Annotated in this window: 26 protein-coding genes and 3 pseudogenes; 17 read left to right on the top strand and 12 right to left on the bottom strand. The window is 65.3% G+C overall.

The features are described from left to right. Window positions 1-315: 315 nt before the first annotated feature. Window positions 316-1,524, bottom strand: a complete 1,209-nt coding sequence (gene hppD / locus AB0L58_RS41195; protein ID WP_364396526.1) for a 4-hydroxyphenylpyruvate dioxygenase — start codon at window positions 1,522-1,524, stop codon at window positions 316-318. A gap of 160 nt (window positions 1,525-1,684) precedes the next feature. Between hppD and AB0L58_RS41190 the strand changes: the two genes are divergently transcribed. Beyond that, complete coding sequence (locus AB0L58_RS41190) at window positions 1,685-2,209, top strand: Lrp/AsnC ligand binding domain-containing protein (RefSeq protein WP_364396523.1); 525 nt, start codon at window positions 1,685-1,687, stop codon at window positions 2,207-2,209. A 48-nt stretch (window positions 2,210-2,257) separates the two neighbouring features. Then, window positions 2,258-3,424 carry a low temperature requirement protein A gene (locus AB0L58_RS41185; protein WP_364396521.1) on the top strand — a complete coding sequence of 389 codons (1,167 nt, stop codon included), beginning with the start codon at window positions 2,258-2,260 and terminating at the stop codon, window positions 3,422-3,424. Between the two features lie 31 nt (window positions 3,425-3,455). Here AB0L58_RS41185 and AB0L58_RS41180 read toward each other — a convergent pair whose 3' ends face one another. Both AB0L58_RS41180 and AB0L58_RS41175 read right to left on the bottom strand, forming a co-directional pair. Continuing rightward, window positions 3,456-4,565: a winged helix DNA-binding domain-containing protein gene (locus AB0L58_RS41180; protein WP_364396519.1), complete on the bottom strand. Its 1,110-nt coding sequence runs from the start codon at window positions 4,563-4,565 to the stop codon at window positions 3,456-3,458. 137 nt (window positions 4,566-4,702) lie between these two features. Next, entirely contained in the window at window positions 4,703-5,677 is a 975-nt protein-coding gene (locus AB0L58_RS41175; RefSeq protein WP_364396516.1) for an NADPH:quinone oxidoreductase family protein, read from the bottom strand. Between the two features lie 147 nt (window positions 5,678-5,824). Between AB0L58_RS41175 and AB0L58_RS41170 the strand changes: the two genes are divergently transcribed. Next, window positions 5,825-6,148: a type VII secretion target gene (locus AB0L58_RS41170; protein WP_364396513.1), complete on the top strand. Its 324-nt coding sequence runs from the start codon at window positions 5,825-5,827 to the stop codon at window positions 6,146-6,148. After that, window positions 6,145-7,287 carry a transglycosylase SLT domain-containing protein gene (locus AB0L58_RS41165; protein ID WP_364396510.1) on the top strand — a complete coding sequence of 381 codons (1,143 nt, stop codon included), beginning with the start codon at window positions 6,145-6,147 and terminating at the stop codon, window positions 7,285-7,287. The genes AB0L58_RS41170 and AB0L58_RS41165 overlap by 4 nt, the downstream gene beginning before the upstream one ends. On the opposite strand, the gene AB0L58_RS41160 is transcribed toward AB0L58_RS41165, so the two are convergent. Then, complete coding sequence (locus tag AB0L58_RS41160; RefSeq protein WP_364396507.1) at window positions 7,281-7,481, bottom strand: DNA-binding protein; 201 nt, start codon at window positions 7,479-7,481, stop codon at window positions 7,281-7,283. The genes AB0L58_RS41165 and AB0L58_RS41160 overlap by 7 nt on opposite strands. Before the next feature lie 137 nt (window positions 7,482-7,618). On the opposite strand from AB0L58_RS41160, the gene AB0L58_RS41155 reads away from it, so the two are divergent. Beyond that, window positions 7,619-8,386, top strand: a complete 768-nt coding sequence (locus AB0L58_RS41155; protein ID WP_364396504.1) for an acyl-ACP thioesterase domain-containing protein — start codon at window positions 7,619-7,621, stop codon at window positions 8,384-8,386. 42 nt (window positions 8,387-8,428) lie between these two features. Here AB0L58_RS41155 and AB0L58_RS41150 read toward each other — a convergent pair whose 3' ends face one another. Beyond that, the gene (locus AB0L58_RS41150) at window positions 8,429-10,099 is read right to left on the bottom strand and encodes an FAD-dependent oxidoreductase (RefSeq protein ID WP_364396501.1); all 1,671 of its coding nucleotides are present in this window, start codon (window positions 10,097-10,099) and stop codon (window positions 8,429-8,431) included. Window positions 10,100-10,282: 183 nt separating this feature from the next. On the opposite strand from AB0L58_RS41150, the gene AB0L58_RS41145 reads away from it, so the two are divergent. Further along, the gene (locus tag AB0L58_RS41145; RefSeq protein ID WP_364396498.1) at window positions 10,283-10,774 is read left to right on the top strand and encodes a histidine phosphatase family protein; all 492 of its coding nucleotides are present in this window, start codon (window positions 10,283-10,285) and stop codon (window positions 10,772-10,774) included. A gap of 12 nt (window positions 10,775-10,786) precedes the next feature. On the opposite strand, the gene AB0L58_RS41140 is transcribed toward AB0L58_RS41145, so the two are convergent. Continuing rightward, window positions 10,787-10,990: a hypothetical protein gene (locus tag AB0L58_RS41140; RefSeq protein ID WP_364396495.1), complete on the bottom strand. Its 204-nt coding sequence runs from the start codon at window positions 10,988-10,990 to the stop codon at window positions 10,787-10,789. Window positions 10,991-11,086: 96 nt separating this feature from the next. On the opposite strand from AB0L58_RS41140, the gene AB0L58_RS41135 reads away from it, so the two are divergent. Next, a complete protein-coding gene (locus AB0L58_RS41135) occupies window positions 11,087-11,455 on the top strand; it encodes a VOC family protein (RefSeq protein ID WP_364396492.1) in 369 nt (122 codons plus the stop codon). A 79-nt stretch (window positions 11,456-11,534) separates the two neighbouring features. Here AB0L58_RS41135 and AB0L58_RS41130 read toward each other — a convergent pair whose 3' ends face one another. Then, on the bottom strand, window positions 11,535-12,137 hold the full coding sequence (locus AB0L58_RS41130; RefSeq protein WP_364396489.1) for a Uma2 family endonuclease: 603 nt from the start codon (window positions 12,135-12,137) through the stop codon (window positions 11,535-11,537). 159 nt (window positions 12,138-12,296) lie between these two features. Here AB0L58_RS41130 and AB0L58_RS41125 point away from each other — a divergent pair, with 159 nt between their 5' ends. The 5 genes and pseudogenes from AB0L58_RS41125 (at window position 12,297) to AB0L58_RS41105 (ending at window position 15,397) form a co-directional block, all read left to right on the top strand. Then, the gene (locus tag AB0L58_RS41125; protein ID WP_364396487.1) at window positions 12,297-12,767 is read left to right on the top strand and encodes a MerR family transcriptional regulator; all 471 of its coding nucleotides are present in this window, start codon (window positions 12,297-12,299) and stop codon (window positions 12,765-12,767) included. Then, window positions 12,764-13,615 (top strand): aldo/keto reductase, encoded by an 852-nt coding sequence (locus tag AB0L58_RS41120; protein WP_364396484.1) that lies wholly within the window; start codon window positions 12,764-12,766, stop codon window positions 13,613-13,615. Before AB0L58_RS41125 ends, AB0L58_RS41120 begins: the two co-directional genes overlap by 4 nt. Further along, window positions 13,552-14,016 (top strand): annotated as a pseudogene (locus AB0L58_RS41115) (carboxymuconolactone decarboxylase family protein); the annotation flags it as partial. The gene AB0L58_RS41120 and the pseudogene AB0L58_RS41115, both read left to right, overlap by 64 nt. Before the next feature lie 12 nt (window positions 14,017-14,028). Then, window positions 14,029-14,340, top strand: coding sequence for a GNAT family N-acetyltransferase (locus AB0L58_RS41110; protein ID WP_364396562.1), 312 nt, complete (start codon window positions 14,029-14,031; stop codon window positions 14,338-14,340). A 67-nt stretch (window positions 14,341-14,407) separates the two neighbouring features. Beyond that, window positions 14,408-15,397, top strand: coding sequence for a pirin family protein (locus tag AB0L58_RS41105; RefSeq protein ID WP_364396482.1), 990 nt, complete (start codon window positions 14,408-14,410; stop codon window positions 15,395-15,397). 7 nt (window positions 15,398-15,404) lie between these two features. Here AB0L58_RS41105 and AB0L58_RS41100 read toward each other — a convergent pair. Further along, window positions 15,405-15,897 (bottom strand): annotated as a pseudogene (locus AB0L58_RS41100) (helix-turn-helix domain-containing protein); the annotation flags it as partial. 79 nt (window positions 15,898-15,976) lie between these two features. Between AB0L58_RS41100 and AB0L58_RS41095 the strand changes: the two are divergent. The 3 genes and pseudogenes from AB0L58_RS41095 to AB0L58_RS41085 form a co-directional block, all read left to right on the top strand. Beyond that, a pseudogene (locus tag AB0L58_RS41095) lies at window positions 15,977-16,117 on the top strand (NADP-dependent oxidoreductase); the annotation flags it as partial. A 25-nt stretch (window positions 16,118-16,142) separates the two neighbouring features. Next, window positions 16,143-16,412: a zinc-binding dehydrogenase gene (locus AB0L58_RS41090; protein WP_364396479.1), complete on the top strand. Its 270-nt coding sequence runs from the start codon at window positions 16,143-16,145 to the stop codon at window positions 16,410-16,412. 133 nt (window positions 16,413-16,545) lie between these two features. After that, window positions 16,546-17,190: a hypothetical protein gene (locus AB0L58_RS41085; RefSeq protein ID WP_364396476.1), complete on the top strand. Its 645-nt coding sequence runs from the start codon at window positions 16,546-16,548 to the stop codon at window positions 17,188-17,190. Here AB0L58_RS41085 and AB0L58_RS41080 read toward each other — a convergent pair. Beyond that, window positions 17,180-18,037 carry a helix-turn-helix transcriptional regulator gene (locus AB0L58_RS41080; RefSeq protein WP_364396473.1) on the bottom strand — a complete coding sequence of 286 codons (858 nt, stop codon included), beginning with the start codon at window positions 18,035-18,037 and terminating at the stop codon, window positions 17,180-17,182. The genes AB0L58_RS41085 and AB0L58_RS41080 overlap by 11 nt on opposite strands. Before the next feature lie 100 nt (window positions 18,038-18,137). On the opposite strand from AB0L58_RS41080, the gene AB0L58_RS41075 reads away from it, so the two are divergent. Further along, on the top strand, window positions 18,138-19,145 hold the full coding sequence (locus AB0L58_RS41075; RefSeq protein ID WP_364396470.1) for an aldo/keto reductase: 1,008 nt from the start codon (window positions 18,138-18,140) through the stop codon (window positions 19,143-19,145). 40 nt (window positions 19,146-19,185) lie between these two features. On the opposite strand, the gene AB0L58_RS41070 is transcribed toward AB0L58_RS41075, so the two are convergent. Together AB0L58_RS41070 and AB0L58_RS41065 are read right to left on the bottom strand one after the other, a co-directional pair. Further along, window positions 19,186-19,656 (bottom strand): DUF4442 domain-containing protein, encoded by a 471-nt coding sequence (locus AB0L58_RS41070; RefSeq protein WP_364396467.1) that lies wholly within the window; start codon window positions 19,654-19,656, stop codon window positions 19,186-19,188. Between the two features lie 72 nt (window positions 19,657-19,728). Further along, complete coding sequence (locus AB0L58_RS41065; protein ID WP_364396464.1) at window positions 19,729-20,046, bottom strand: CD225/dispanin family protein; 318 nt, start codon at window positions 20,044-20,046, stop codon at window positions 19,729-19,731. A gap of 232 nt (window positions 20,047-20,278) precedes the next feature. On the opposite strand from AB0L58_RS41065, the gene AB0L58_RS41060 reads away from it, so the two are divergent. After that, the gene (locus AB0L58_RS41060) at window positions 20,279-20,965 is read left to right on the top strand and encodes a hypothetical protein (protein ID WP_364396461.1); all 687 of its coding nucleotides are present in this window, start codon (window positions 20,279-20,281) and stop codon (window positions 20,963-20,965) included. Here AB0L58_RS41060 and AB0L58_RS41055 read toward each other — a convergent pair. Continuing rightward, window positions 20,956-22,005 carry a glycerophosphodiester phosphodiesterase family protein gene (locus AB0L58_RS41055; RefSeq protein ID WP_364396458.1) on the bottom strand — a complete coding sequence of 350 codons (1,050 nt, stop codon included), beginning with the start codon at window positions 22,003-22,005 and terminating at the stop codon, window positions 20,956-20,958. The two genes, AB0L58_RS41060 and AB0L58_RS41055, sit on opposite strands and share 10 nt — an antisense overlap. Between the last annotated feature and the right edge of the window lie 60 nt (window positions 22,006-22,065).

The raw sequence follows: 22,065 nt of genomic DNA, 5'->3' as shown, positions 1-22,065 counted from the left end.
AACCTCGCTCGCAAGACTCGCTCCGTGGTGGTTACTTATGGCGGGGTGTTCGGCACCTGATGTACACACGCCGGACGGGTGAGTCTCGTGCCTGCGTCGCATGCGCTTCGACGACTCGGACGCGAGACGGGCCGCGAACCTCGCTCGCAAGACTCGCTCCGTGGTGGTTACTTATGGCGGGGTGTTCGGCACCTGATGTACACACGCCGGACGGGTGAGTCTCGTGCCTGCGGCGCATGCGCTTCGACGGCTCGAACACGAGACGGGCCGCGAACCTCGCTCGTAAGACTCGCTCCGTCGTAGCTGGTAGTGCGGTCAAAGGTTTCCGCGCGCGGCTTGTTCGCGCTCGATTGCTTGGAACAGGGCCTTGAAGTTGCCCTTGCCGAAGCCGAGCGAGCCGTGGCGTTCGATGAGTTCGAAAAAGACGGTCGGGCGGTCGGTCAGCGGTTTGGTGAAGATCTGCAGCAGGTAGCCGTCTTCGTCGCGGTCCACCAGGATGCCGCGGCGCTGTAGCTCCCGCACCGGGACGCGGACGTGGCCGATGCGGGCGCGCAGTTCGGGGTCGGAGTAGTAGGTGTCCGGCGTTTCGAGGAATTCGACGCCCTCGCGGCGCAATACGTCGACGCATTCGAGGATGTCACTGGTGGCGAGCGCGATGTGCTGTACGCCAGGGCCGCGGTAGAACTCGAGGTATTCGTCGATCTGGGAGCGCTTCTTACCGACCGCGGGTTCGTTGAGCGGGAACTTCACCCGGTGATTGCCATTGGCCACCACCTTGCTCATCAGCGCCGAGTATTCGGTGGCGATATCGTCGCCGACGAATTCGGCCATATTCGTGAATCCCATGACGCGGCGGTAGAACTCGACCCACTCGTCCATCATGCCGAGTTCGACATTGCCGACGACATGGTCGATGGCCTGGAACAGCCTGGTCGGGGTGCCGACACGGGGCTGATACCCGGAACGGCGGGTGACGTAACCGGGCAGATACGGCCCGTAGTACTCGGAGCGGTCGATCAACGTATGCCTGGTCTCGCCGTAGGTGGCCAGGGCCGCCGAGCGGACCGTTCCGAATTCGTCTGTGTCGTCGTGTGGTTCGACAAGGACCGATGCGCCGTGCGTGCGCGCCCATGCGATGCAGCGGTCCACATCCGGAACTTCGAGCGCGATGTCGACAACGCCGTCGCCGTGCCGATCGTGGTGTGCGACAAGCGGGCTGTCCGGGGCGACCGCACCGGTGATGACGAATCTGGCCGCGCCGCTGCGCAACACATAGGCCTTGTGATCGCGGTTGCCGGTCTCCGGACCCGAGTAGGCCTCCAGACGCATACCGAAGGCGGATTCCAGGAAGTGCGCGGTCTGGGTCGCGTTACCGACCACCCAGACCAGTGCGTCCCAGCCGATGACCGGGAAGGGGTCGAAGCTGTCGTCATGATCGACCAGCCCGACCAGGCGGCGCAACTCACCGTCGGTGGGCAGCGGGGCGCGCTGTCGCTGGGTATTCGGCAGGTGCTCGATGGTCATGGTCCAAGGAAATCGCCGCCCTCTCGGATAGGCAACATCATCGGTTTCGGTTAGCCACTATGGCGAAATCGGCTAGCAAGTCACCCCTGATGCTGGACAATTTGAATAGCATCACAAGTGACCCGCACCACGCCGGTCGCGCCCCGAAACGGAGGCCGTCATGTCGCGCATGCCCGCGAAACTGGATGAACTCGATCTCGCCATCCTCACCGCGATGCACGAGTACCAGAAGGCGGGCATTCTCGAACTGTCCCGGCGCACCCGGGTCGCCAGGGCCACCGTCCAGTCCCGGATCGGTCGGATGGAGGAGTCCGGCGTCATCGCCTCCTATGATCCGCAGATCGATGTCACCGCGGCGGGTTTCGATGTGCAGGCCTTCGTCACCCTGGAGATCGCACAGGGTGCGCTGGATGCGGTAGCGGCCGAACTCGACGCGATTCCCGGTGTGCTGGAGGCATACGCGACCACCGGCTCCGGCGATGTGCTGTGCCGGATCGGCGCGGATTCACATGCCGGACTGCAGGCGGTGTTGCTGAGCATCGACCGGACGAGTTCGGTGGTGCGCTCACACAGCGTGATCGTGCTGTCGACGGTGGTTGCGCACCGGACGCTGCCGCTGTTGCGCACGCTGACACCGACCGGAACCACCAAAGCGCCCGCGTACCGGGATAACTCGGAGCGCTGAACCCATCTAGGCTCGGACTTCCTGCGTCACCGGGAGTACGAGATTTCGATGAGCGAGCCTGCCGAATCCAGCACCGCAACACCCCATGCCCGCGCTACCTGGGCGGAACTATTCTTCGACCTGGTCCTCGTCTTCGCGGTCACCCAGACCGCGCACGTGCTCGGCCACCACACCTCGATCGCCACGCTCGGCCATGCGCTGGTGCTGTTGGCGCCGCTGTGGTGGGGCTGGGTCGGGGTCACCATCCTGGTGAATACCATCGAGGAGACCAATGCCCAACGCCTCGTGCTGTTCTGCTGCGGGCTGTTCATCTTCTTGATGGCCGTGGCAGCGCCCGCCGCGCTGGACCAACCACGCGGGGCCGCAATGGTTTTCGCGGGTGCGCAGCTGCTGTTGCGAATCGTGCTGTTCATCGCCGTCACCCGCACCAACGGCTTCGCGACCACGATCAACCCGTTCAGCATCGGATTGATCACCGGTATAGCGATTTTCGCGAGCGCGCCGCTGCCGGAACATTCGCGCATCTGGGTCTGGACCGGGGCACTGGTCGTACAGTTGGGCGCACCGCTGCTGTACGGCAGGGCCGTGCGCAACCGGACGATCGGGGTCTCGCATCTGGTGGAGCGGTTCGGCCTGTTCATCATTATCGCGCTGGGCGAATCGGTAGTCGACGCGGGCGCGCAGGCCGCCTCGACCGACCTCGATCCGGCGGTGGTGGCCACGCTGGTGCTGGCGTTCCTGGTCGGCGCGGGGCTGTGGTGGATCTATTTCCATCGCTCGGCGCGGCTGCTCGAGCATGCGCTGACAACCATGCCCGAGCCCGGCCTCATCGTGCGAGATGTGCTGAGCTATGGGCATTTGGGGCTGGTGGCCGGGCTGGTCGCGGTGGCCGTCGGGCTGGGTCATGCGGTCGCTGATCCCGGTCACACCGCGCATGGCGTCGCCGCCGCGCTCGCGCCGGGCGGCGCGGCACTGTTCCTCGTCGCCCTAGTGGTGAATCGGTGGCGCATGCTCGGCAATGTGGCCACGACTCGCGTCGCCGCGGCATTGGGCTTGATCGCGGTCGCGGCGGTGTCATCGGCGCTGCCCGCCATGGCCGTGGTCGGGCTGACCGCGGCCGTCCTGATCGCGACCGATATCGCCGAGCAGGTGGTGGCCGGACCCGGTCAACCATTGCCCGCGGTGCGGGTCGGACGTCGATCACGCGCGAGCTAGCGTCGGTCCCGCGAACCGGCCGCTGGACGCGTTATGGCCGCAGATCGGCTCCCACGTCCAGTATTTCGACGCTCTGCTGCCTGTCCACCTCCAGGAATGCGGCGAGTCCGTTGGCTTCGGCGTCCACCGCCGCGCGCTCCGCGGACGTCCATTTCCGGGTCGGGGTGATGCGCAGGCGGGCGACACCCTTCTCCTGGAAGATCTTGTAGAAGCCCGCGAGGAAACCGTCGACCAGGACCGGTGACACCGCGGTGGCGAAGGCGCGCAGGGGTGGGGCCGTGCCATCTGGGACGATTCTGGTTCGGTCCTGGTGCGACAGGATCGCATTGTCGTACCAGCCGAGCAGGCGGACCGGGGCGGGCAGGTCGGGATCGGCGAGTTCGCCGTCGGCGATGTCGTAGAGGGTGCGGCCGCGTTCGTCGGTGTAGGTGCGCACCCGGTCGCCGAGTTGTTCGACGGCGGCCTTCATACCGGTCAGCTTCGACCAGGTCTGCATATCCATGGTGCTGGCCGGACCGAAGGCGCGCAGATAGCGAAAGACCAACTCCGCCAACGGATAGCCGGGCTCGAGCGGTGCCCCGAGCCACGGTTCGACACGGGACCAGATCGGCCTGCTGTTGTCCTTCCACTTGCCGCGCGGCGGAGTCTGCAGCACGGGCAGTTGGTACAGCCAGGTCTGCAGCACCGCACCGGCATCGCGATCCGGGTAGATCGCCGCGGCCCTGGCGCGCAGGTCCGCCGCCGACATCGGTTGGTCACCGAGCGCGGCTTCGCCGTGCGCGCGCACCTCGTCCGGATCCAATCCGACCATCGCGCCGTAGTTGAAACCCTTTCGGAAGGGCACCTTTTCGAGCTCGGGTTGGATATGCGGTGCGATACGCAACGCATCCGGCGGCGTGACCATATGAATCGTCCCGCGCATCAAGGTGATTCGAACCAGCGTGCGGTCCTCCAGCCCCGCCGAAACCGTCTCGGGATCGAAATCCGCTATGCGGCTCCACAATCCGACGAACGGCGGTGGCGAATCCTGGGCCTGCAGCCCCACCAGATGGTCGCACATCTCGAAAACGCTCGATGTCGAACGCGCCAGCAGATGCTGGCGTGCCAGCAATGTTCGATTCAGTACCCGATTAGACAGCATCTACGCAGCGATTCCATGAGGGGTGGTGGTCGGACGACGGGTGAGCCGGTTCCATGATCAGATCACGCTACCGGCGCGCCGGATTCGTCGCGCCGCGCACCGAACGGCCGCCGAAATTCGTGTGCGGCGGCTCGCGGTCAGCGCAGGGTGACGACGACCTTGCCGGTGGCGGTGCGGTTGTCCAGGGAAGCCACGGCCTCGGCCGCACGCTCCAGTGGGTAGCGCACCGGCTCGGGCGGCGCGATCTTACCGGCGGCGAGCAGGGGCTCGACCTCTTCCCACTGCTCGGTCAGGTAGCCAGGGTGAGTCATCACCCATTCGCCCCAGGCCGCACCGATCACCTCGACATTCTTGAGCAGCAGACGGTTCACCTTGACCGTGGGGATTTCACCGGCGGTGAAGCCGACCACCAGCAGGCGGCCGGCCGGGGCGAGGCTGCGGATACTGTCGGTGAACCGGTCACCGCCGACCGGATCGAGCACGATATCCACACCGCGGCCACCGGTCAGCTCCTTGACGGCCGCGAGCCAGCCGTCCGTCAGCACCACATCGGTCGCGCCGTTGGCGCGCGCGACCGCCGCTTTCGCCTCGGTGCTCACCACCGCGATCACCCGGCCCGCACCGAGCGCCGCCGCCATCCGCAGCGTCGAGGTGCCGATGCCGCCCGCGGCGCCGTGCACCAGCACGGTCTCCCCCTCGGCCAGCCTGCCGCGGTTGCGCAGGCAGAAGTGCACGGTCAGATCGTTGAACAGGATCCCGGCCCCGGCCTCCAGGGATACGTTGTCCGGCAACCGGAACACCATCTGCGTCGGGGTGACCGCCACCTCGGCGATGGCATTGCCGAGCATCGTCAGCGCGACCACCCGATCCCCCGCCGCGACGTGCGCGCCGTCGGGCGCCTCCCGCACGATCCCGGCCACCTCACCGCCGACGACGAACGGCAGCTCCGGCTTCATCTGGTACAGACCACGCGTCATCAGCACATCTGGAAACGCCACCCCGGCCGCGTGCACGTCGATGACCACACCCCCGGGATATGCCGCGGGCTCCGGAATCTCGACGACCTCGATCGCTTCCGGCCCCTCCAGCTTGCTGACCTGGGCTGCACGCATATGCCGACCTCTCTGTCCACTCGGCGACACCCACAACATCACCGATGTCCTGACCAACCTAACCACCCTCACTCGGCCCCCTGTCCACACCACCCGTTTTTGCTATGCTGACCGCGACCTGAGGTGGGGACGAAGGGGGAGTCTTTCGTGGTAGACCAGATGGACCAGGGCATGTTGCGGGTCGACGCGGGCGCACTGCAGACCTTCGCCAAGAATCTCGGCGACGAGGCGGGCGGCATCAAGAAGCTCAATGCGGGCGACGGTTTCAACGTCGCGGCAAACGCACTGCCCGGCACCCCATTCGGAACCGCGGTGCAGCCGGCCACCGATGCCGTCAACCGCAGCCTGACCCGAATCGGCGAGCGCCTCGAGAAGATCGCCTCGATCACCCATAACGCCGCGGGTGCCTTCGAAGTCGCCGAGACCGACTTCACGAACAACCTGAAGACGATCGGCCTGCAACTGCCATGACCCTCAGTCTCGACGATGTCGCGAAGTGGGAGCCGGAGCATCTCACCACCGCCGGAAACAACGCGCTCGGGATCTCGACAGATCTGGATACCGCAATCCGCAAAGGAACAGCGGACACCGCGAAGCTCGGAACCGACAAGGTCTGGTCGGGTGCCGCGGCCGCTGCGGCCGACACGCGGATGGGAACCGAGCAGACCCGTGCCTCCGAAGTCAGTACCCGGTTGCACGAACTCCAGACTGCGTTCCAGGCCGAGGTGGGTCGGCTGCAGTACCTCAAGGACGAGATCGTCAAGCTGCGCAATACGATCCAGACCGCCGCGCCGATTCCGGCGGACGGCCAGGGTCTCATCACCGGCTTCCCGGTGAACCCCGACGGAACCATCGACCCGACCGCCCGGATCACCGAGCTGCTCGGCCCGTTGTCCGGCCAGGACAACCAGAACGCCGACACCCAGAACCTCACGGTACGTGCCCAGGCCGACGCCGCGAACTGGTCGAACCAGATCACGCTCAAATTGCAGGAAGCGGAGCAGGCCGCCAACGACGCAAAAGTCAAGGTGGACACCGCCGTGCAGAACCTGGAGAAGGCCTTCGCCGGCCTCGGCGACCCGAATCTCACTGCGTCACAGACGCAGAACACCGGCACGACACCGGCTACCACCAACTCGAGCAAGCCCAGCTATGTGTCGAGCAATCACAACGGTAGCGGCTCCGGAACCTCCACCGGCAGCTCGCATTCGGGCAGCACGACGTCGTACCACGTCCCCACCACCATGCCCACCGGCGACCAGAAGAAATGGATCGAGGAAGCCATCAGGGCCCTACGCGAAAAGGGCTACAACATCAGCGACAGCGACGCCGCGATCATCGCCACCATCATCGAGAAGGAATCCGGCGGCAACCCCAACGCCATCAACCTCTGGGACAGCAATGCCGCGGCGGGCATTCCATCGAAGGGCCTGATGCAAACCATCGACCCGACCTTCAATGCCTACAAGCTGGCCGGCCACGACGATATCTGGAATCCGGTGGACAACATCATCGCCGGAACCCGATATGCGATCGAGCGCTACGGCTCGCTCTCGAATGTCCCGGGTATCGCTGCGATGAGCCAGGGCAACGGTTACGTCGGCTACTGACGGGATGCGAAGCTCTGGCCGTGTTCGGCGAGGGCGGTGCGGAGTTTGGCGACGGCGGTGGGACCGACGCCGTGCAGTGCGGCAAGATCACGTTCGGTCCATGCGGTCAGGTCGGCCAAGCGGTGGATTCCGGCGGCGGCCAGGGCGCGTTCGGCCGGTTTGCCGAGTTTGGCGGGTAGGTCCGTGTCGGTCATGGCCCCATACTGCCCCGTAGGTCCGACATCTGTGGGTAGAGGCGGCTCGACGCGAGTGTGTGACGTACGCCCCGTAAAGTCGTCTCAGAACAGCAGCGTAAAAGAACGCGGCACACCGTGCAGCGCGAGGAGCACCAGTGTCACTCGATCAGCCACTCGCCCCGCTTCCCCAGGAGGGCATGGGGTTTGCGTCGGCGTGGCCCATCCGGGCTGGCGATGTCGATCCGTACAACCGCTTGCGGTTCGACGCCGCCGCACGTTATCTGCAGGACATTGCCTGGGAACAACTGCAACAGACGAATCTGCATACGACCGATCCGAGCTGGATCGTGCGTCGTACGGTCATCGACGTCATCCGGCCGATCCTGTGGCCTGACGAGGTGCGGCTGCTGCGGTGGTGTTCGAGCATGTCCACCCGGTGGACGAATATGCGGGTGCGCATTACCAGCGCGAACGGCGGATTGATCGAGACCGAGGGCTTCTGGATCAATATCAGCGAGTCCAACAATATGCCCGCCAGGATCAGCGACGAAGGCCTCGCCTACCTGGCACAGACCACCAATGAGCACCGCCTGCGCTGGCGGCCGTATCTCACCGACGCCACCCCACCGGAATCGGATACCGATATGCCGTTCCCGGTACGAGCCACCGATATCGACCAGTACAACCATGTCAACAATGCCTGTTACTGGCAGGCGGTGGAACAGTTCCTGGTCGAGTACCCCAAGCTGGTCGCGGGGCCGCATCGCGCGGTGATCGAGTACGTCGCGCCGGTGCTCGCACGTCAACACGTCACCGTGCGCAGCCGCTACGAACCGGGTGACCGCTCCGGGCGGCCGGTGCTGCGGCTGTGGTTCGTGGTCGGCGGTACCACCACGACCGTCGTGCGCATCATGCCGCTGTAAAAAAACCGGCTCCGTTCACCGAGAACGGAGCCGGTCACCCGCTCAGCCGCGCGCGGCCTTGAGCAGATCCTCACGGGTGGTGAACTTGACCCGCGGACGCCCCGACGATTTACCCGCGGACTTCTCCGCCGTATCGATCGCCTTCCAGCCCTCACGGTCGACCAGATCGGCCTGCCGCTGTGCGAGCAGCGCCTTCAGCGCGGCCCGATCCGCCTGCGGCACACCGAGTTTGCCCGTGGTGAAGTCGGCGATGAGCTGCTCGACGGTCTCCTCGGAGTCGATGCGATTGGAGCCGATGACACCGCGCGGACCGCGCTTGATCCAGCCGCTCACATACACACCGGGCAGTGGAATACCGTCCTCGCCGATTACCCGGCCGTGCTCATTGGGCACGACAGCGCGGCGCTCGTCGAAGGGTAGATCCTTGATCGGTTCGCCCTTGTAGCCGATGGAACGCAAAACCAGTCCGGCGTCCAGGGTTTCGCTGCGATCGGTCGTGCGCGCCACCAATTGGCCGTTCTCGCTGACCAATTCGTTGTGTGCGAACTCCACCGATTCGATGTGATCGGCACCGTGCAGAGCCGTCGGCGAGACCAGATAGCGGAAGACGATCCGCTTATTGGCCGGATCGCGACGCCCCACCGCGTATTCCTTGGCGAGGGTGTACTTCAGCTCCAGCGACGGCTCGACCTCGGGATCGTCCAGCAGCGCCTGGCTGCCCGGGTCGAGTGCCAGGTCGGCCTCCTCGACGATGACATCGACGCCCTTCAGATGCGTCAGTGCCAGGAACTCCGGCGAGGTGTAGGCCGCCTGCAGCGGACCGCGCCGACCGAGCACGACGACCTCGCGGATATTGCTGCCGCGCAGCGCATCCAGGGCGTGGTCGGCGATATCGGTCTTGGCGAGTTCGTCCGGGTCCACCGTCAGCACGCGGGCGACATCGAGCGCGACATTGCCATTGCCGACAATCACCGCGCGCTCGCCGGACAGGTCGAATGTGCGATCCGCGTAGTCCGGATGGCCGTTGTACCAGGCGACGAATTCGGTCGCGGAATGACTGCCCGGCAGATCCTCGCCCGGCACACCCAGCCGCCGGTCGGAGGACGCGCCCACGGCGTAGATGACCGCGTGGTGATGGGCGAGCAGTTCCTCGTGGGTGATGTGCGAGCCGACTTCCACATTGAGGTAGTACTGCAGCGTCTCGCGCCGGAAGGCCGACTCGAACAGTCCGGAGACCGTCTTCGTTCCCGGGTGGTCGGGGGCGACGCCCGCACGCACCAGACCCCACGGCGTCGGCAGCCGATCGAACATCTCGACCTCGACATCGCAGCGGCGCAGCAGCTCGTCGGCCGCGTAACAGGCCGCCGGCCCGGCGCCGACGATCGCGACCCGCAGCGTGCCGAGTTCCTTGGGCGGACGCGCGGGCGTGACGATCGGATCGAAGTTCGATTCGAGTGGATGCCGTTGGAAGTAGGCGGCGTTGATGTCACGGAACCTGGCCAGCGACGCGGTCAGATCATCCTCGGAGAAGATGGCCTCCACCGGGCACGCGTCGACGCAGGCACCGCAGTCGATACAGGTGTCAGGGTCGATGTAGAGCATCTCGGTCGTCGCGAATTCCGGCTGGTCCGGGGTGGGACGAATGCAATCGACCGGGCACTCGGTGACGCAGCTGGCGTCGTTGCAACAACGCTGCGTGATTACGTAGGCCATATTGTGCAGATCCTCGAAAATGTACCTGGGCTGTAGAGCCACCCAAGGGGTCGGGAGTGGTCGGGAGCGTCATCGTCGCGGTGCCGGCGGAGGGTCCCCCCGGCGGCGCCGTGATGTGATGCCGCTTTCAGTTTGCCTCGAGTGTGTTAGAGGCCTCTCCTCCGGAGGGCTTACGGTATCTCCATGGTGCGGACTCTGATCCTCATGCGGCACGGTAAGTCGGCATATCCCGACGGTATCTCCGATCACGAGCGCCCGCTGGCTCCGCGTGGTCAGCGCGAGGCCGGACTTGCCGGCCAGTGGATACGCGAGACCCAGCCGCCGATCGATGCGGTACGGTGCTCGACCGCCACCCGCACCCGGGAAACACTTGCCGCCACCGGAGTCACTGCCCCGGTGGTCTATGAGGCGGGCATATACGAGGCCTCGCCGCGCACGCTCATCGAATTGGTTCAGCTCAGCGATGACGATGTCGCGACTCTGCTGGTCATCGGGCATGCGCCCGGAATGCCGTGGACGGCATGGGAGTTGGCGAGCAATCGCGATTCCGAACCGGCGATCGAGCTCAGCCGGAAGTTCCCCACATCGGCGCTCGCGGTACTCGAATTCGACCGGCCGTGGGCGCAGGTGGACGAGGGCACCGGTGCTCTGATGCGCTTCCACATTCCGCGCTGATCGCGGCTGCGATCAGCGCAGTAGTTTACCGCCCACTACCACCACGACGCCGAGGACGACGAGCAGCACGAACGCGGCGAATCCGCCGAGCAGCCACCACACGACGCCGAGCGCCAACACGAACGGCGCCACCGCGATGGCGGTGATCACCGGGCTTTCCTTGACCGTGGCCCAGGCCGAGCGGGCCCTGATCCGGTCGATGTCCTTACCTGGCATGTCACCAGGGTAGGTGCGAAAACCAGTTCTCGCCGTCGAGCCGGTGAGATGCCTTCCGCTGGTGACTGCTTGCGGGTGAGTCGAAATAATCAGCAGATGGATTGGAAAATCGAACTGGTCGCCATTCCGGTGACCGATGTGGACCGCGCCAAGGACTTCTACACCAAGATCGGCTTCAATGCCGACCACGACCATCGGGTCAGCGACAGCCTGCGCTTCGTCCAGCTGACCCCGCCCGGCTCCGGCTGCTCCATCTGCATCGGCGAAGGCATCACCGAAGCGGCACCGGGCAGTGTCGAGGGCATGCAGATGGTCGTCGCCAGCGCCGAGGACGCCTACCAGCAGTTGGTCGCGGCGGGTGTGGAGGCCACGCCGGTCAAGGATATGGGCTGGGGACTGTTCACCTTCTTTGCCGATCCGGACAGCAACAAGTGGGCCGTACAGGAGCTGCCCAAGCGCGACTGAGCTCGCAGTGCAGCCGCCCGATCGATGATTCGGCCCCGCACCGCGACGCCGCGTGCGGGGATGGCTACAGCTTGCTCGGTCAACCCAACTTGTCGAGCTCGATCGTGAGCGGGCAGGGCGACGTAGTCGTGAAGGTTCCCGTAACCTCGCCATTGTCGACATAGCCGAGTTCCTCGGTGAGCGACAAAGCCAGCAGACTCATAGGTGCCGTCGAATCGATGATCCAGTAGTGCGGGATTCCCGCATCGGCATACTCGTCGCGCTTAGTGTGATAGTCCATCCGTCGTGAACCCGGCGAGACGATTTCGACGACCACGACGACATTTGACGCACGTAGCACTCCGCCTTCGGACTTTCGGCGGTCGAGCTCGATTTGCCGCACTACCACGAGATCCGGTCGACGCACAGTGGCAGGACCATCCGCTGGCTCCAACTGCAGGTCGATGTCCACATCAGGGACAGCAATCAACTCCGGAGGGAGCTGTGCTCGTACCTGGACAGCAAGCTCGAGGCCGATCAGGTTGTGCTCCGGCTCCGGCGACGGAGTCATGACGAGCGCCCCCTCCTGCAGTTCCGCGTGGAACTGATCATCTTCGTCGAGCGCCACGTAGTCGGCGATAGTCAGCGGCCGCCGTGGTGCGGCAATTGCCAGTCGCCGCACCGGTTCAGGAAGTGCCGTCACCCTCGCTCCTCAGCTCGCCCCACCCTGGTCGGCTCCAGTCTCCCACGCAAGGTATCCAAGCGGCTGCAGCCGATTCCGTGATTCGGCAGAATTGGAGCTTGCTTGGAGTGCGCTCCAAGTGGCTAACGTCGTTCGTATTCATCGAGGAGGGCGAGTGCAATGGGTGGAGCCGTAGATCAGGTTGTCGGTGATCAGCAAATCGTCGATGCGGATCGGGAGAAGCCGCAGTATTCGATCGGTGAGGCGGCCGATCGGTCGGGACTGAGTCGCGACACGCTGCGCTGGTACGAGCGGATCGGGCTGATGAACTACATCGGGCGCGATCACGCCGGGAAGCGGCGGTTCAGCAATCGCGATCTGGAATGGTTGGCGTTGATCGGCCGGTTGCGCACCACCGGGATGTCGGTCGCGGACATGGTCCGCTATGCCGAACTGGTGCGGGAGGGGGAATCCACCGTGCCCGAACGGCTGCAGATGTTCCGCAATACCCGCGCGGAGGTGCTCGCCAAGATGGACGAACTTCGTCAGACCCTCGCCGTACTCGATTACAAGATCGATCTGTACGAGGGCAAGACCGCCGCCGTCAAACCGGCCGCACTCACGCAACCATGCGAAAGGATCAAAATATGACCGCACTTGCGACCACGGCATTGGGCGCCACCGGCATCCAGGTGGGCACACAGGGCCTGGGCTGCATGGGGATGAGCGATGCATACGGCCCCGCGGATCTCACCGAATCGCGGGCCACCCTCGATCGCGCACTGGAACTCGGCGTCACCCTGTTCGATACGGCCGATATGTACGGCTCGGGTCACAACGAGGAATTCCTGAGCGATTTCGTGCGCGCCAACCGCGACCGGGTGGTCCTCGCAACCAAGTTCGGCATCGTCCGCAAGGCCGATGACGCCACCTTCCGCGGTATCGATAACTCACCCGAATACATCCGCGGCGCGGTCGATGCCAGTCTGCGCCGCCTCGGCATCGACACCATCGACCTGTACTACATGCACCGCCGCGATCCCTCCGTCCCGATCACGGAATCGGTCGGCGCGATGGCGGAACTCGTGGCGCAGGGCAAGGTTCGGGCGCTCGGTCTGTCGGAGGTGACCGGCAAGGAACTGCGCGCGGCCCATGCGGTCCATCCGATCGCAGCCGTGCAGTCCGAATGGTCGCTGTTCTCCCGCGATGTCGAGCGCAGCGCGGTACCCACCGCCGCCGAACTGGGCGTGACCTTCGTGCCGTACTCGCCGCTCGGTCGCGGATTCCTCACCGGATCCTTCACCACGGCACGCGAATTGGCGGACGGTCGGGACTTCCGGCACCTGCAGCCGCGCTTCTCCGGCGATAACGCCGCACACAACGTCGAACGGATCCGGACCACAGTCCGGATCCGTGCTGCTCTACTATCCGGATCATGGAGTTCTCCGGCGGACGTGTGTTCCTCGATAAGCAGACCCCCGAAGCGTTTCGAGCGCTGAACACCGTGGCCAGCGTGGTCCGCGCGGCCGGCGCCGAGGCCGGACTCGACCGCAGGCTCATCGAACTCATCAACGTGCGCGTCTCACAGCTCAACGGCTGCGCCTACTGCCTGGACGTGCATCATCGCGCGGCCGTCGCGGCCGGTGCCGGCGAACGCGAAATCGCCGTGCTGTCCGCGTGGCGGCGCACCGAGCTGTTCACCCCGCGGGAACGGGCGGCGCTGGCACTGGCCGAACTCGCCACCACGCTGCCGGACGAGGACGCGATGGACCGTGAGTACGCTCTGGCACGGGAGCATCTATCGGATGAGCAGATTTCGGCGATCCTCTGGGTCGCGACGACGATCGGCGCGTTCAACCGCGTGTCGATCCTGAGCAAACACCCGGTACGCCCGACGAAGGAGAAGTCGACCATGACCGAATCGACGCCAGCGAGCAAGGTCGTTCGCAACGACGAGAAGAAGCGCTACGAGGTGTTCTACGACGGCGAACTGGCCGGGTTCAGCGAGTACGAGGAGCGCGGCGACGAGACGGTGTTCATCCACACCGAGATCGATGGCGCGTTCTCCGGTAAGGGCCTCGGCACCATCCTGGCCGCGAACGCGGTCGAGGATGTGATCGCCCGTGACCGGGTGATCCGGCCGCTGTGCCCGTTCATCAAGGCCTACCTGGAAAAGCACCCGCAGTACGACCCGCATGTGGTCGGCAAGGGTGTCACCCGATGAGCGAGCGAACAATCAGCACAGCGACAAGGTCGGTCATGCCGGAGCCGAGCGTCAGCGAGGCGCAGGCATGAGTGACCTCGATGTGCATCCGGAGGAAGCGCTCTGCGAGGCCACTCCGGGCCCCGGTCCGGTCGCGGAGCTCTATCCGGCGCGCGAGGTCCCGCTCGGCGGAGTGCGCGGCGTCTACGTGGAACGCGTACTGCCGCAACGTGATCTGCCGACCGTCGGCGCCTGGTGCTTCCTCGATCACTTCGGCTCGCCCACGGTCACCAAGACGGGTGCGTCACCGGATATCGATCCGCATCCGCATATCGGATTGCAGACGGTGACCTGGCCGTTCGACGGACGCATCCGGCACCGCGATTCGATCGGCTCCGATGTGGAGATCGAACCGGGACAGCTCAATTTGATGACCTCCGGCCGCGGCATCGCACATTCCGAATACGGCGTCGCGCAGGCGCACGCCGGGCACGGCCTGCAGCTGTGGATCGCCTTGCCCGGCAACAGCCTCGGCATCGATCCGCATTTCGAACAGCATCGTGAGCTGCCGGTCCACCAGACATCCGGTTTGCGAGCCATCGTGCTGATCGGCACGTTCGCCGGGCTCACCTCGCCCGCCGAGGCGTACACACCAATTGTCGGCGCGGATGTGCGGATCGAACCGGGCACCGACACCACCATCGCCCTGGATCCCGATTTCGAGCACGCGCTCATGGTGATCGAGGGCAATGTCACCGCGGATGGCACCGACCTCGCCGCGGGCCCACTGCTGTACCTGGGCACCGGACGCGACGAACTGCGGCTCAGCAGCGGCGAGGGCGCGCATTTCGCACTCATCGGCGGCGAGCCGTTCGGCGAAGAGCTGGTGATGTGGTGGAACTTCGTCGGCCGCAGCCACGAGGACATCGTCGCGGCCCGAAACGATTGGGAGTCCCACGATGTCGAGCGTTTCGCCGATATCGCCGGCCATACCCCGGAACAGCGCATTCCGGCCCCGCCGCTGCCCGGCTTGCACCTGAAACCCCGCAAGCGCCGCATCGGTCCGGCCAGGACCTGAAATGCACTCAGACCGCGGTGCCGCGAAATGTCCTGCGGTAGCAGTTGGGTGAGGTGCCGAGTACCGAACGCATGTGCTGGCGTAGGGAATTGGCGGTGCCGAAGCCCGCACGGTGGGCGACCAGGTCGATACCGAGATCGCTGTTCTCCAGTAGGTCACGGGCCCGTTCGAGGCGCTGAGCGGTGAGCCAGCGGCCCGGGGTCTCGCCGACTTCGTCGCGGAACTTGCGGGTAAAGGTGCGCACACTCATGCGGGCGTGCGTCGCCATCGCCTCCAGCGAGATCTGGTCCGCGAGGCGATCCAACAGCCAGGCGCGAGTCGCGGCCGTCGAGGCGACCGTCGGTTCGGGCACCGGGCGTTCGATGAACTGCGCCTGGCCACCGTCACGCCAGGGCGGAACCACACAACGGCGCGCCACCCGATTGGCGACAGCGACGCCGTGGTCGCGGCGGACCAGGTGCAGGCACCGATCGATGCCCGCGGGCGATGCCGGCCGAGGTCTGATCGACACCGCGAACCTCCGTGCCGGACAACGAGTTCTGATCCACCCGGCGGGGGTGGCGTTAGGCATCTGGCCGGATAGCCAAGGCCAAGGGCGCGTATGTCATCGAAACAGCGAGGGCGGACAAGCACGAAATCGTCCGCCACCTCGGCGCTGACGAGGTAATCGACTACACCACAATCGATTTCGTCGAAGCGGTCCGGGATATGGATGTCGTCCTCGACACCATCGGCGGCGACTACGGTGCCCGTTCACTGCGCGTACTGCGTCCCGGCCGGCCATCTGGTGACCCTCCCCGGCCCCGACGACGTGCCGGCCACCGCGGACGTACACACCGGATGGACTGTGGTGGAACCGGATTCGGGCGGCCTGCGTGCGATCGCCGAATTGGTCGCAGCGGGCAAGCTCCGGCCCGAGATCGATACCGTGTTCTCGCTGGCCGATGCCGCCAAGGCGCATGCGTACGGCGAAACAGGCCGCACCCGCGGCAAGATCGTGCTGCAGGTCGTCTGACGCATGGCCCGGGGTGGCTTCGCCAGGCTGCTCCGGGTATTCGCCGGTTGCCCGGCCATGCCCGATCGCTTATCTTCGTCGCACACTGAATCGGACATTCCACACGGGGTGCCGCGACGAGAAGAGCAGGATGATGAGGATCTCCAGAATCACCGCGACGGCACTGCTTGCGCTCGCGGCCACCACGATCGGCACCAGCGTCGTACACGCCGAACCCGCTCCGCCCGTACCGAATTCGACCGCCGACGTACCGCTCGATCTGCAAGGTTTCTTCCAGAACATCGGCTATCACGTCGCGGCGACGGAGAACCGCCACGCCGTGGTGACGACCATTTCGGAAGGTCGCTGGAATCTGATCCGCGAGAATAAGGTCATCGCACTGACCGACCACAACGGGCAGGTGGTTGCCGCGCTGCCGACCGCGCTGAAGATCGGCGGACATCGGATCGATCTGGTGCCAGCCATCGATGACGCGGGCACGCGCCTGTCGCTCACCCCGATCAGCACGACCGACGAGCCGGTGCGGGAGGTGAGTACCGAGGAGCGCTTCTTCGATCAGGTCGAGAAGTCCATGCCGCAGGTGCTGACCGGTGCCGCCATCGGTGCCGCCATCGGATTCGTCCTCGGTTTCCCGCTCGGTCTTTTCGTCTTCGACTTCGTCACCGTCCCGGTCATGACCGTGGTCGGCGGGGCTATCGGTGCGTTCGCAGGCCTGTCTGCGGGTGGTGGTGAACCCGCCGTACAGGCGGCGGTGGATTACTTCAATCTCAATCCCTGAGCGAGCCGTGTGGTAGCAGGCGCTGTGTTCCGATGACGCGCAATAGATCCAGTTTCTCCGCGGCATCGGTGCCCGGACGCGGCATATAGACGAGTAGACGCTGTGCCGCGTTCGGGGTCAGCAGGGTTTCGCAGACCACATCGATCGCACCGACTTCGGGGTGCAGGATCCGCTTGATATCCGAAGTCCGCACCGCCACCGCGTGTTCGTGCCACAACTGCTCGAATTCCGTACTCGCGGTACGCAATCGGCTCACGTATTCGGTGACGTCGGCATCGCCGGATCGGCGCGCCGCAGTGGCGCGCAGATCCGCGACGTGGTTGCGGCCCAATCGATCCCAATCCTCCTTCGGGAAGATCGAGCGCCCCTGCGGATCGGTAAACCAGCGCCAGGCATAGAACCGATCCCAACCGCGCCGATTCGCGTGATCACCGACGAGCAGGGTGTGCATTCGGTTCTGCACCAGCACCTCGCCGAGGTCGGTGATGATCGTGGCGGCGGTGTCGTCCAGTTTCGCGAGCACATGCATGATCCCGGGCCCGACATGCTTATCGGCGAACTCGCGTCCGGGCGGGGCGTGGTCGCACAGGTGATACAGGTGGTCACGCTCGTCATTGTCGAAGCGCAGTGCCCGCGCCAGCGACGCCAGCACCTGGGTGGAGGGCCGCGGGCCGCGAGACTGCTCGAGGCGGGTGTAGTAGTCGGTGGACATGCCCGCCAGCATCGCCACCTCGTCCCGGCGCAGACCAGGCGTGCGGCGGCGCACCCCCGGTGGCAGCCCGACATCCGCCGGTGTCAGCTGTTCGCGACGCCTGCGCAGGAAATCGGCCAGTTCGGATCGGTCCATGACACCACTGTCCCGCAATACGCGCGGGCCAGCCAGGGATCGCCGATCCCCCGATAAGCGATCTCTGCCGCCGCCCGTGCCCAGGGGCCAAGCTGGTCCCATGACGACATCGAAGCTCACCAACAAGCTCGGCACTACCGGCCCGGCGGTCAGTCGCATCGGACTCGGCGCCATGGGCATGTCCGGCATGTACGGCGCCACCGACGACGCCGAATCGATTGCCACCATCCACGCCGCGCTGGACTCCGGCACCAACCTCATCGATACCGGCGATTTCTACGGCGCGGGGCATAACGAGATGCTGATCGGCAAGGCCATTGCCGAACGTCCCCGCGAGGATATGGTGCTCAGCGTCAAGTTCGGCGCACTGCGCGGACCGGGTGGCACCTGGGGCGGTACCGACAATCGACCCGTCGCGCTACGCAACTTCCTGATCTACAGCCTGCAGCGGCTCGGCGTGGATTACATCGACATCTACCGGCCCGCCCGCTTGGACCCGAATGTCCCGATCGAGGAGACGATCGGTGCCATGGCCGAACTCGTCGAAGCGGGCTATATCCGACACATAGGCCTGTCCGAGGTCGGCGTCGAAACCATTCGCCGGGCCGCGGCCGTACACCCGATCGCCGATTTGCAGATCGAATATTCGCTGATCTCCCGGGGTATCGAGGCCGAAATCCTGCCCGAGGTACGCAAACTCGGCATCGGCATCACGGCCTACGGTGTGCTGTCGCGTGGCCTGCTGAGCGATTCGGTTCGTCCGGGGGCGACGTTCGCACCGACCGACTTCCGCGCCCACAGCCCGCGCTTCCAGGGTGCGAATCTGGACCAGAATCTGAAGTTGGTCGACGCCCTCGCGAAGATCGCGACGGAGAAGGACGTTACGGTCGCCCAGCTGGCCATTGCCTGGGTGCTGACCCGGGGCGCGGATATCGTGCCGATCCTCGGCGCGCGCACGCGCCAGCGCTGGTCGGAATCCTTTGGAGCCGTGGATATCCAGCTCAGCTCGGACGAACTGGCGACCATCGAGGCCGCCGTGCCGGCGGATCAGATCGCGGGCGCGCGCTATGCCGAGGCGCAGATGGCGCTGCTCGACAGCGAGCGCTGAAATCCGGTGTGGGAGGGCGGGTGCGGACCGCCCTCCCGGCTCACTTCCGACGCGGCCGAATGACCGCTGTGAAGGCCGACGCGGCAACGGATTTTCCGGTGCTATCGGTGATATCTACCGGCACCTCCAGCTCGACATCGACCCGCGCCGCGATATCGGCGCGCACCTGTGCCAGGGTTTCGGCGGTCAGCTCGGAGGTCGCGAGGAACGGACCCGCCTCCCCTTTGGCGCGCGCGAGATATTCGATCCTGCCGTCACGGGCCACGATGAATGTCTCACCCATCAGATCGACAATGCCCGAGATCGACGCGCCCATGGCCGCGGTCTCGGCCAGGCCGAAAAGCACCGCGGCATGCAGATCGCCGTTGTGGTTGAGATGTTGCGGCTGCGGCGCGATCGTCACGATATTGCGGCCCGCGCTGAACTCCACGCCTTCGATACCGGCGAACTGGATGAACCCCAGCTTCTGAAATCCGGCCATCACCAGATCACCCATGGCCGCGTCGTCCATCGCATCTCCCACCGACTGAAACGTGTTCTAATTTCATACCCGGCCGAATACCGCTTGTCCACCGCGGACCGGTCAGGAAGACGATTGGGTGAGCGTAACGACCAGGTAGCCGAGCCCGAGTACCACGCACAGCACATTTGCCACCATGGCGCCGATCGCCCAGCCCCTCGCCTTCTTCGACGCATCCATCGCACCGGCGATATCACCCGCGATCCACTTCGAATGCACCTGGGTACCGAAGACGATCGCGACCAGCCCGAGCACCGTACCCACCAGACAGGTCAGCGTCCCGATGATCGTGGCGACGACCGCGAAGCCCAGATGTGCCGGTGGCTCGAACTGCGGCTGGGTCGGCGGGTATCCGTAGCCGGGTTGTTGTCCATACGTCATGGGTGTGATCCCGTCTCGAAGTCGGCGGCCGGGCCCGGCATTTCGGGCCGTACCAGCCTACGAACCCAACCGCACGGGTGCACGCCCACGACGGATGATCGCGCGATCGGCTCGGCTTGGGCACAATTGACAACGGTGGCGCATCTATCGCGATTGGATATTGCATGACGGCGTTGGCGCGGAGAGCCAGGGAAATGCCGATGTATCCGGGGCCGACCGGGCGGTAGGGCCGATGTACGACCCGACCTCCGATATCGATCGGATCATCGCACAGCAGGTGGGTTGGTCCACGGTCGACGACCATCTGCTGTACACCTGCGGTGTCGTCGACTTCCTGCTGCACGCCCGGCTCGCCGAACTGCCGACCCGGGCGACCATGGTCCGAACCGAATCCGACGAAATATGCCTGGCCGAGGGGCCCGCCGTCTGGTTCCAGTGGCGCGCGGTCGGAGACGGAACCTGGAATCGCAATAGCGTGACCGCGGTCGGCTCGTTGTCCTTTGTGGCGGCCGCCCATCTCGGCAATGCCATGGCGAACCGCTCGCGCCGCCGCCAGGCCGAGGCCGGACTGCACCCGCGCTGGGTGGCCGAACGCCCGGGCTCGGTGATGGTTTCGGACCGACGGATGTACTGCTACAACGCCGATCATTCGTTCTCGGTGCATTGGGCGGGTCTGGAAATGGTGGATATGCCCGGTCCCGACCGGCTGGTCTGCCGCTATCCGGACCGAAACGGCAATCCGCATCTCCTCCAGGTCCAAAGCCCATGGGCCGTATTGATTTTCGCACTCGCGGCACACACTCAGTTCCCGAGCCATCCCCTCCTACAGTCGGGCAACTGGCTACCGGCGGGATTCGAGGAGAAATGCCATATCGCAGGCAAAATCTGTCCCCGAGTGCGTCATCGGAATCAGCGGTGATAGGCCCTGGGCAACCGGCAGCCGCGTTCGGCGAGAATGGCGCGCAGTAGGTCCGGGCGGTTGGTGATCAGGCCGTCCACACCGAGATCGATCAGCGCGGTCATCGTGGCGCGATCGTCCACCGTCCACGGCACCACCGCCATACCGCGCTCGTGCGCGACGCGGACCAGTTCGGCGGTCGTGAATGCCACGTAGCCCGAATCCTCGACTGTGCCGTCCTGCGGACTGCCGTGCACCGGTGACAGCACATTCGCGCCGAAAGATGCTGCGGCCGCGACATATTTCTCCTGCAGTGTGCCGGGGAAGTCATCGATGTCGATCCCGCCCAACCACGGCGACGCACCCGGCTGGCCCGCCTGCAGAAATTGCTGCCCATTGGTCAGCGCGACGATCGGCAACTCAGGCGCGACCTGTCGCATCCGCATCAGCGCGCCCCAATCGAAACTCTGTATGGTCACCCGGTTTTCGATATGCGCCCGCCGCACTTCCGTCGCGACCACCTGCACGAATTGTTCCCGCGGCGCGGTCTGCTCCGGTGCCCCGGCCTCCACCTTCGTCTCGACATTCAGCATCACCTGATCGGCTCGATAGGCCCGCACCAGATCGAATATCTCCGCTAGCTTCGGCATTCGCTCCCCCGGCACGGTGCGCTGATTCGGAAATGCGGCCAATTGCTTCGATCCGCAATCGATCGTCCGCACCTGAGCCAATGTCAGATCCCGAATGAACTGGACACCGGGCACATACGGGAATTTCGGATCGCCCGGAAATGCGGGTGCGGTATCCACACACTTCTCCGGACTGGGATCCCGATCATGCGTGACCACCGCAAATCCATCCGCGGTAATCTGCACATCCAATTCCAATGTGCTGACCCCCAACTCCAGCGCATTCGCGAACGCGGCCAACGTATTCTCCACCACCAGCCCCGCCCCACCCCGATGCGCCTGCACATCGAACCCGCGTCCCGGCCCGTCCGCCGATGCCACACCGGCGGCGGCAACCAACACCCCGACCAGACCCGCCACACACCACCGCATACCCCTCATCGTGACAAACCCACCCCACCACCCCGCAACCGTCGGATGAAGACCTCCTGC

Origin of the sequence: Nocardia sp. NPDC052112 (assembly GCF_040680135.1) — a bacterium.
Classification (GTDB): domain Bacteria; phylum Actinomycetota; class Actinomycetes; order Mycobacteriales; family Mycobacteriaceae; genus Nocardia.
The sequence above is the reverse complement of the archived record's forward strand: the minus strand, read 5'-3'. Positions and strand labels throughout refer to the sequence as shown.